Raw genomic sequence first — 2,823 nt, forward strand, 5'->3', positions numbered from 1 at the left:
CGGCGAGGATGCCCGCGAGCTTGGCCAGCCCCGTCCGGGCGCCGTCGACCGGCCCGGGGCCGGCGCCGAGCTCCGCGCCGGGGCCGTCGGTGACCACGACGTCGTTGGGCCACTTGAGCCCCACCGCCCCCGACCCGGTGCCCGGGCGTGCCCCGAGGCCGGCCAGCGCGTCGAGCACCCCGAGCCCCACGACGACCGGCAGCCAGGTCCAGGCGGCCTGCGGGACGGCGGGGGTGAGCAGCACGGACACCGACAGCGAGGTCCCGGGCGCGCTCTGCCAGCCGCGGCCCAGCCGTCCCCGGCCCGCCGTCTGCGCCCGGGCCGCGAGCACGGTCGGGCCGGCCTCGCCGCCGCGCGCGGCCTCCAGGAGGTCGGCGTTGGTGGAGCCGGTGACCTCCACCACCCGCACCGGCCAGACCATCCGTGCACCGTAGCGCCGGGCCCTGCCACGGGGTCCGCGGGTGGCTAGGCTCCGGCGGGTGCAGCCCCAGGACACCTCCGCAGCCGCCCCCGCAGGCACCGTCGCCCCCGTGGCCCCCACCGGCCCGGACATCCACAGCACCGCCGGCAGGCTCGCGGACCTGCAGCGGCGCACGGACGAGGCCGTCCACGCCGGCTCGGCGCGGGCCGTGGACAAGCAGCACGCCAAGGGCAAGCGCACCGCCCGCGAGCGCATCGAGCTCCTGCTCGACCCCGGCTCGTTCACCGAGCTCGACGAGCTCGCCCGGCACCGCGCCCAGAACTTCGGCCTGTCGGCCAACCGCCCCTACGGCGACGGCGTCGTCACCGGCTACGGCACCGTCGACGGGCGCCAGGTGTGCGTCTTCGCGCAGGACTTCACGGTCTTCGGCGGCAGCCTGGGCGAGGTGTTCGGCGAGAAGATCGTCAAGGTCATGGACCTCGCCGCCCGCGTCGGCTGCCCGGTCGTGGGCATCAACGACTCCGGCGGGGCCCGGATCCAGGAGGGCGTCGTCGCGCTGGCGCTGTACGCGGAGATCTTCCGGCGCAACGTCCACGCCTCCGGGGTCGTCCCGCAGATCAGCCTCGTCCTCGGCCCGTGCGCGGGCGGCGCGGTCTACTCCCCCGCCATCACCGACTTCACGGTCATGGTCGACCAGACCTCGCACATGTTCATCACCGGCCCTGACGTCATCAAGACCGTGACCGGCGAGGACGTCGGCATGGAGGAGCTGGGCGGGGCGCGCACCCACAACTCCGTGTCCGGCAACGCGCACTACATGGCCTCCGACGAGGAGGACGCCATCGGGTACGTCAAGGACCTGCTGGGCTTCCTGCCGCCGAACAACCTGGAGAAGCCTCCGGTCGCGGAGCCGGCCGACGACCCGGCCGCGACGCTGGAGCGGGAGGAGGACCTGGTCCTCGACACGCTGGTGCCGGACTCGGCCAACCAGCCGTACGACATGCACACCGTCATCGAGACGGTCGTGGACGACGGGCACTTCCTGGAGACCCAGCCCCTGTTCGCGCCGAACATCCTGTGCGGCTTCGCCCGCGTCGACGGGCACCCCGTGGGCATCGTCGCCAACCAGCCGATGCAGCTGGCCGGGACGCTCGACATCGACGCCTCCGAGAAGGCCGCCCGGTTCGTCCGGACCTGCGACGCCTTCAACGTGCCGGTGCTGACCTTCGTCGACGTCCCGGGGTTCCTGCCGGGCACCGGTCAGGAGTGGGGCGGCATCATCCGCCGCGGCGCCAAGCTGCTGTACGCCTACGCCGAGGCGACGGTGCCGATGGTCACCGTCATCACGCGCAAGGCCTACGGCGGGGCGTACTGCGTCATGGGGTCCAAGCACCTGGGCGCCGACGTCAACCTCGCCTGGCCGACGGCCCAGATCGCCGTCATGGGCGCCCAGGGCGCGGCGAACATCCTCTACCGCGGGGTGCTGGCCGACGCCGCCGCCGCGGGGCAGGACGTCGACGAGGTCCGCTCGGAGAAGATCGCCGAGTACGAGGACACCTTCGCCAACCCGTACATCGCGGCCGAGCGCGGCTACGTCGACGCGGTCGTCCGGCCGTCGACGACACGGGTGGAGATCACCAAGGCCCTGCGCCTGCTGCGCACCAAGCGCGAGACGCTGCCCCCCAAGAAGCACGGCAACATCCCGCTGTGAGCGTCGGGGAGGCACCGGCTGGGTACCGCGGGCACCAGGGCCCGTCCCTCCGACGTTGGCCGAGCATGCTGGGAGGACCGACGACGTGACGGCGACCGACGCAGGCGTGGCGCTGCCCCTGGACGACCCCGCCGCGCTCACCTCGCAGGTGACCGACAGCGCGGACGTCCTCGACGACACGGCGGCGCAGTCCGCCGTGGAGGAGCTGAGCCAGCAGACCGGGGTGGACCTGTACGTGGTCTACGTCGACGACTTCGGCGGGCTGGAGTCCGAGGAGTGGGTCATCGAGACCGGCAGCCTCACGGGCCTGGGCGAGACCGACGCGATGCTCGCCGTCGCCGTCGGGGACCGCGAGTTCTGGTTCGAGCCGCCCGCGTCCCTCACCACCGCGGAGGGGCAGGCCATCCGCGAGGCGGTCGTCGACGAGCTGGGCCAGGACGACTGGGACGGGGCGGTGACCGCGGCCGCGACCACCACCGCGCAGGTCGTCGCCTCCGAGGGCGGGACCGGCGGCGCGCCCGCCCCCGCCCCGGCCGGCGGCTCCTCCGGCCTCGGCGGCCTGCTCGTCCTCGGCGTGGTGGCAGCCCTGGGCATCGCGCTGCTGGTCGCCGTGGTCCGCCGCTCGTCCCGCCGCCGCGCCGACGCCCAGGGCGCGGCCGCCGCGGCCCCCGCACCCACCGGCTGAAGTCGG

At 74.4% G+C, this 2,823-nt stretch carries 2 protein-coding genes and 1 pseudogene; 2 read left to right on the plus strand and 1 reads right to left on the minus strand.

Going from position 1 to position 2,823, the window contains the following annotated elements:
* Window positions 1-421 (minus strand): annotated as a pseudogene (locus WCS02_RS19350) (biotin--[acetyl-CoA-carboxylase] ligase); the annotation flags it as partial.
* Window positions 422-530: 109 nt separating this feature from the next.
* On the opposite strand from WCS02_RS19350, the gene WCS02_RS19355 reads away from it, so the two are divergent.
* Together WCS02_RS19355 and WCS02_RS19360 are read left to right on the plus strand one after the other, a co-directional pair.
* Complete coding sequence (locus tag WCS02_RS19355; RefSeq protein WP_340295917.1) at window positions 531-2,132, plus strand: acyl-CoA carboxylase subunit beta; 1,602 nt, start codon at window positions 531-533, stop codon at window positions 2,130-2,132.
* Window positions 2,133-2,217: 85 nt separating this feature from the next.
* Window positions 2,218-2,817, plus strand: coding sequence for a TPM domain-containing protein (locus tag WCS02_RS19360; RefSeq protein ID WP_340295916.1), 600 nt, complete (start codon window positions 2,218-2,220; stop codon window positions 2,815-2,817).
* Window positions 2,818-2,823: the final 6 nt, after the last annotated feature.

Origin of the sequence: Aquipuribacter hungaricus (assembly GCF_037860755.1) — a bacterium.
Classification (GTDB): Bacteria; Actinomycetota; Actinomycetes; order Actinomycetales; family JBBAYJ01; genus Aquipuribacter; species Aquipuribacter hungaricus.